Annotated in this window: 5 protein-coding genes; all 5 read left to right on the top strand. The window is 43.3% G+C overall.

Going from position 1 to position 6,500, the window contains the following annotated elements; genetic code table 11:
* Nucleotides 1-46: 46 nt before the first annotated feature.
* The 5 genes from AC6R16_RS03260 to AC6R16_RS03280 all read left to right on the top strand — a co-directional run bounded on the left by AC6R16_RS03260 (nt 47) and on the right by AC6R16_RS03280 (nt 5,990).
* Complete coding sequence (locus AC6R16_RS03260; RefSeq protein WP_004744009.1) at nt 47-673, top strand: LysE family translocator; 627 nt, start codon at nt 47-49, stop codon at nt 671-673.
* A gap of 75 nt (nt 674-748) precedes the next feature.
* Nucleotides 749-1,651 (top strand): DMT family transporter, encoded by a 903-nt coding sequence (locus AC6R16_RS03265; protein ID WP_367939258.1) that lies wholly within the window; start codon nt 749-751, stop codon nt 1,649-1,651.
* A gap of 180 nt (nt 1,652-1,831) precedes the next feature.
* Nucleotides 1,832-2,350, top strand: coding sequence for an Hcp family type VI secretion system effector (locus tag AC6R16_RS03270; protein WP_069669095.1), 519 nt, complete (start codon nt 1,832-1,834; stop codon nt 2,348-2,350).
* Between the two features lie 111 nt (nt 2,351-2,461).
* A complete protein-coding gene (gene tssI, locus AC6R16_RS03275; RefSeq protein WP_500673579.1) occupies nt 2,462-5,389 on the top strand; it encodes a type VI secretion system tip protein TssI/VgrG in 2,928 nt (975 codons plus the stop codon).
* Nucleotides 5,376-5,990: a hypothetical protein gene (locus AC6R16_RS03280; RefSeq protein WP_500673580.1), complete on the top strand. Its 615-nt coding sequence runs from the start codon at nt 5,376-5,378 to the stop codon at nt 5,988-5,990. The genes tssI and AC6R16_RS03280 overlap by 14 nt, the downstream gene beginning before the upstream one ends.
* The last annotated feature ends 510 nt before the right edge of the window (nt 5,991-6,500 follow it).

Below are 6,500 nucleotides of genomic sequence, written 5' to 3' on the forward strand. Positions count from 1 at the left end.
AAGGTGCTAGTGTGCAAAGAATCAATGAAAACCGGAGCGTCTGCGTATGAGCTTTGAAAGTGCTGTTACCTTTTTTATCGCAATGTTGATCTTCAGCGTTACACCCGGCCCTGGTGTCTTTGCCATTATCGCTCGCGCAATGGTTTCAGGAGCTCGGAATTGTATTGCTCTTTCTGCGGGAATGGTTGTTAGTGATGTGATCTACTTTCTTCTTGCTTGTTTCGGCCTTGCCGCTATCGCCGAAAACTGGGCAACATTGTTTGTCGCAATCCGATACGTTGGCGCCGCTTACTTAATCTATTTAGGTTACAAGATGATCAAAGCGCTGCCTCAAGCAAGTGAAGCGCTTGAACAAGGTGCAGAAATTAATAAACAATCTAGTTTATCCGGCTTTGTACAGGGTTTTCTCATTTCAGCCTCCAACCCTAAAGTGATTTTGTTCTACATTTCATTCTTGCCAACATTTATGGATCTCACCTCTCTAAGCAGCCAAGATATTACCCTTGCCGTTGTGCTCACAATGGTGGCTTTGATGACTGGATTGATGAGTGTCGCAATAGGAGCAGGTAGGTTAGCCAAAGTGATCAAGACGCCGAAAGCGCAACAAAAGCTCAATCGAGGAGCGGGCGGTATTATGATTGCTGCCGGAACTTATCTAGCCATTAATAAGTAAGTTCACATCACCACTTTGATTTTACCCAAGGGTGGCGCTAGTCACCCTTATTCAAACCCACCCAATCTAGATACCATGCTAAACAATACACTCAATCAAATCCCTGTAGGGGTTCGCTTCATGCTTCTTTCTGCACTAGGCTTCGCTCTAATGTCTGCGTGTGTAAAGTACGTCAGTAATCATGGTATTCCCGTATTTGAAATTGTCGCGGCGCGGGCTCTAGTTTCTTTGGTCATTAGCTATCTAGATGTCAAACGCAAAAGGATCTCGGTTTGGGGTAATAACAGACCTTTGCTTTTAGTCAGGGGAACCGTTGGCACCGTGGCATTGATGTGCGTTTACTATGCGGTCACAACGCTTCCGCTTGCTGAGGCAACCATCTTACAGTACGTCCACCCTGTGTTTACCGCCTTACTCGGCGTCTTGTTCTTGAAAGAGCGTATTCAGTCCTCAACGATGATCTGTATTGCCTTCTGCTTGGCCGGATTGTGGGTTATGGTTCAGCCCACCATGAGTGGTGGACAAAGCTCAGATTTACCACTATTTAGTGTCGTCACGGCATTACTTGGGGCTTTCGGCAGTTCAATTGCCTACGTGATTGTCAGAAAGCTAAGCCAAACTGAAGACAGCTCCGTCATCATTTTTTACTTTCCGCTCGTCGCCCTGCCCACTTCCCTATTCTTAGTATGGAACGAGTTTGTCTGGCCAAGCTTACCACTCACATTCATTTTGGTACTGGTCGGAATTTTTACCCAAGTCGGACAGTATGGTCTAACCAAAGCGATGCAAACCCAAGCAGCAGGAAAAGCGTCAGCCTACTCCTACATCCAAATCGTGTTTTCCGCATTACTTGGCGTTTGGCTATTTAACGAAGTTCCTTCCGTTTGGACTTATTTGGGGGGAAGTTTGATCGTGACTGGAGCATTGGTTAACGTATTCGGTAAACGGCTACTGAAGCCATTGACGTCAAACCGATAAAATCAACATGTTGCTCATGGTTCAACAGCTTTTTGCTTATGCTAGGTAAATATTTGCTCAGCCAACTTAACTAAAAAACATAAGTCATTGTTTTATATAAAATAACAAAACAGGCATAACAATTGCCCTTTAGTAAACACATTCACATGTTAATCAAACACACTAAAGGAAAGGATTGTTATGCCAACTCCATGTTATATCTCAATTGACGGCGAAACTCAGGGTCTAATTACTGCTGGCGCATGTACTGCTGATTCTATCGGTGATTCTTATGTAGAAGGTCACGAAGATGAGATGCTAGTTCAAAAGTTCGACCACGTTGTAACTGTACCAACTGATCCTCAATCTGGTCAGCCTTCTGGTCAACGTGTTCACAAGCCATTCCAGTTTACTGTTTCACTAAACAAAGCCGTTCCTCTACTTTACAACGCGCTATCTTCTGGTGAAAAGATGAAGACTGTGGAACTAAAATGGTACCGCACGTCTATTGAAGGCAAGCAAGAAAACTTCTTCACTACAAAACTAGAAAACGCATCTATCGTAGACATTCAATGTGAAATGCCACACTGTCAAGATCCTGCGATGTCTGACTTCACTCAAAACCTAACTGTATCAATGTCTTACCGCAAGATCACTTGGGATCACGTTAACGCTGGTACTTCTGGTTCTGACGACTGGCGTAAGCCTGTAGAAGCGTAAGATTACGCTCTTCGTTAGCCCACCGGAAGGTGGGCTACTTATAACCCTAATCAAGACATAGTCACGACTGTTTCTTGGTTAGGGTTTTAACGACTATGTAGGACCAGATTTATGACCACTCTCAACTTCACACTTACTGTCGAAGGGCTTGAATCCAATACCTTTGTTGTCAGGGAGTTTAAAGGGCAAGAGTCTATCTCCCAACTTGAATACGATCAGGGAAAGCTTTGCAACGGTTACAACTTTGATGTTCAACTCGCGAGCCGAAGCGCAAGAGTTTCCGCCGAAGATGTCGTCGACAAGTCTGTCGAACTCAGCATCTATCGCAACCAAGAGCAAGTTCAGACAATATCTGGCATCGTACGTTCGTTTAGTAAGGGAGATACGGGTCATCATCACACTTTCTATGCATTAACGCTCGTGCCTGCATTAGAGAGGCTTTCACTAAGACACAACAGCCGTATATTTCAGTTGAAAACGGTTCCTGAAATCATTTCTATCCTTCTAAAAGAAATGGATATTGAGGATTACGCCTTTTCACTTCAGCGCGAATACGTGCAACGAGAATTTTGCGTTCAATACCGTGAAACAGACTTAGACTTTCTCCATCGACTCGCGGCTGAAGAAGGATTAATCTATAGCTTCTCTTTCGAAAAAAATAAACACACCGTCATTTTCAGTGATGCAAGTGCCAATCTATCAAGCCTTCCATCACGTATACCCTACAACACGCTAAGCGGTGGTCAAGCAGATACCTGTTACGTTTCCGCTTTCAATGCTGTTACCACCTCTCAACCGAGCCAAAGCGCTCTAAAAGATTACAGCTTCAAGCAGCCAGCGTATGACTTTCAGCAAGATGCTTCAGGCACCGATCTTGATTATCAGCGCCAAGACTACGAACACTTTGATGCTCCTGGGCGATTTAAATCCGATCAAACCGGCAACTCAATCAACCAAGTTCGATTAGAGTATCTAAGACGAGATTCGCATGTCGCTATCGGGAACAGTGACGTTCCTTACCTACAAGCCGGCATCAAATTCAGCTTAGACGAACACCTAGACAAAGAGCTAAATAGAGAATGGTTAGTTGTCTCTGTTCAACATCAAGGTACACAGCCTCAGGCCCTAGAGGAAGAAGCGGGGTCAGGTGCAACCACGTACTCTAATAAGTTTAAGGTCATCCCTAGTCAATACAACTGGCAACCTGAGCCATCGTTAAAACCACTCATTAGTGGTCCTATGATTGCGCTCGTGGTTGGTCCTGAAGGGGAAGAGATCTACTGCGATGAGTTTGGCCGAGTTAAAATTCAGTTTCCGTGGGATCGATACTCACAAGGAGATGAGCATAGCTCTTGCTGGGTTCGCGTATCACAAGGTTGGGCAGGCAGCCAGTATGGTATAGTGGCAATTCCCCGCATAGGACATGAAGTAATTGTCGAGTTCCTTAATGGCGATCCCGATCAGCCCATTATTACAGGCAGAGCATATCACGCAACCAATACCCCACCCTACTCGCTTCCGGAGCATAAAACCAAAACCGTGTTACGCAGCGAAACACATCAGGGCGAAGGTTACAACGAACTCAGTTTCGAAGATCATAGTCAGAACGAACAGATATTTATCCACGCTCAAAAAGACTGGGATTCAGAAATCAAGAACGACCACACCGAGCATGTAAAGCATGATCAGCATGTTGTCATCGAGAATGACGAGTTCGAACGCGTTCAAAACAATACAAACCAGACCGTTGAAGGAGAGAGCCGTAGCCAAGTAACCCAAGATAAAACACTAATTGTAGAAGGTTCACTGCATGTAAAAACTGGAAGTGTTTGGGTAAACGACTCAGGCTCGGAGGTTCACGTCAAAGCTGGCAACAAGGTTGTGATTGAAGCAGGCAGCGAGATTACACTCAAAGCAGCAGGAAGTTTCCTCAAAGTCGATCCTGCAGGGGTTCACCTAGTGGGAGCAGGCGTCAACTTGAACTCAGGTGGCAGCGCAGGAAGCGGCAGTGGTTATTCTGGTAACGTCGCTGAGCTACCCAAAACCTTAAGCAATGAAATCGCTGTTGGAGAGTTAGAAAAAAACAGTGTTGCAGCCAGCCAACAAAACGCGAACTCTAATGTGATTACTGAGTTTAGTGCACCTGATGAGGTGGTTTACGAATCACAAAGCTCCTCTCCAAACAACTCCGCGCCCACAGTTGCTCCTAGCTCAAGTACTTCAAAAAGTTCAGGTGAAACGGAATCAGAACCTCAATCTGATGATGACAAAGCGCTCAGATTAAAGTCACCACTTCTCAAACAATCTCTCACTCTAGATAAACTTGCGAATCGTGAGTCTCATGCATATAAAAGTGGCTCAAGTGGACAAGAAGTTGAATATATACAACAAGCTCTGATAAAACTTGGCTTCGATCTTGGTAATGCAGGCGCTGATGGAGACTTCGGTCCAACAACTAAACGTCAAATCGAACTGTTCCAAAAAGAGTACAAAGCAACAAACAAAACGCATCTCGCTTATGAAGTGGGTTCCGCTGACGGAATTGTTGGACAAGGCACAATATTAGGATTAGATGAGGCGCTTGTTGAGGGTTGGAATTACACTCCAATGGTACAAGACAACGTAGTAATTAAATTGAATCGAAAGTGGCAAACTTCAGAATCTACAATCGGAGAATACAGCGTCGTCGGAACAAGCATCAAAGGTTATATGCTCGAAGAGAAAGGGCCTGACACAACTAAAGCAGGCTTAGAGCAAAGAATTCCAGAAGGTACATACTATTTAGAATGGCACAATGGAAGAAAGTTCAAAGGCGTGTTAAAACTGCACAACAGCAAGGTCGCTCGAAGTAGAGCGATTCTCATTCATAAAGGAAACTCTGCTAGAGATACTGAGGGCTGCCTTTTACCTGGTAGAGTTAGAAGGAAAAACTTTGTTGGTAGCAGTAAGCCAGCGTTTGAAGAGTTAATTAGTCATATAAAAAAGATTGGAATTCAGGATGCGCGCATTGAAATTACGTCAGAATATGAAGAAAGTTAGTCTATATACCGCAGTAGTAACCCCCTTACTCATATTGATATCGTTTTATACTTACTCTGAGCAATTAGAGTCTTATGATGTTGAATCAAGCGCTAAATGTATAGATTCTGCATTCGGCAATATTATCAGCCGTAATGATATCGAAGACAATACAGAATCTTTCTATCAATGCTTCCCTAAAACCTTTGATAATTTTGTTTCCGTGTTTGGCTACTCTGATTTAGATACAGCCGGTCCTTTGGCGGAAAATGATAAAGCGTATGACTTTATTGATTTCTTCTTTGAGCTATCTGAGTCAAATGGACAGCATAACGATGTAATCCAACTCAGTGTCGAAGGTTTTTGGCAAATAGACAACGTTGCTTACTTACAGCACATGCTCCATAGTTTTGTTACTAAGAACTTAGACGAATCTCTCAACGAGTTAAGTAAACTAAGTCCGCGTGAGCTAGAAAGCTTTTGGTTTTTCTATTTCGACGGTCAGACACCTCTAAGAGAAATGCCAAAAGAACTGTCGGCTTTGAAAGCAAAAAATCTCGATGTATACCTAGTTGCCGAGAGCGAATTTAAAAGATCGATAAATCCCAAACAATCTTATTAACGATACTTTTTTATTGCTAGGTGAGAAACACTTCAGCTAAAAAAAGAGCCATCAACTGATGGCTCTTTTAGGGTCACGGCAGAACAACTTCTTTAATGCATGTCTGCGGTAACAAACCAAGTCTTACTGCGTTGGCTATACTCGTGTCCGTTTACTAGTTCATACACAGGAGTTTGTGGTCAACCAAGTAAAACAACAAGTGAGGCTCCTTCAATTTTCAATAATTACCTAAATGCATCACCGATAAAACTTCCAGCCACATGTGATTATGAAGTAGCAAATAACATGCACTATTTTTCAATGTAATGATGAGGCAAGGGTAGGAGTAAACTCCAACCAAATCTACGTAATTGTAAAAGCTGCAGATGACGAGCAGAATCAGTACAATTCTCAAGCAGTTGATATCGTGGAATGTCCGGCGGCGTTCTAATACTGGGATGATTTTAGCAAAAAACAGCTATTTTCTGTTTAAACAAGCTCAACAATAGATTCTAAATCATTGATTTATAT

Source organism: Vibrio sp. R10-SG3-ISO10, from assembly GCF_059834185.1.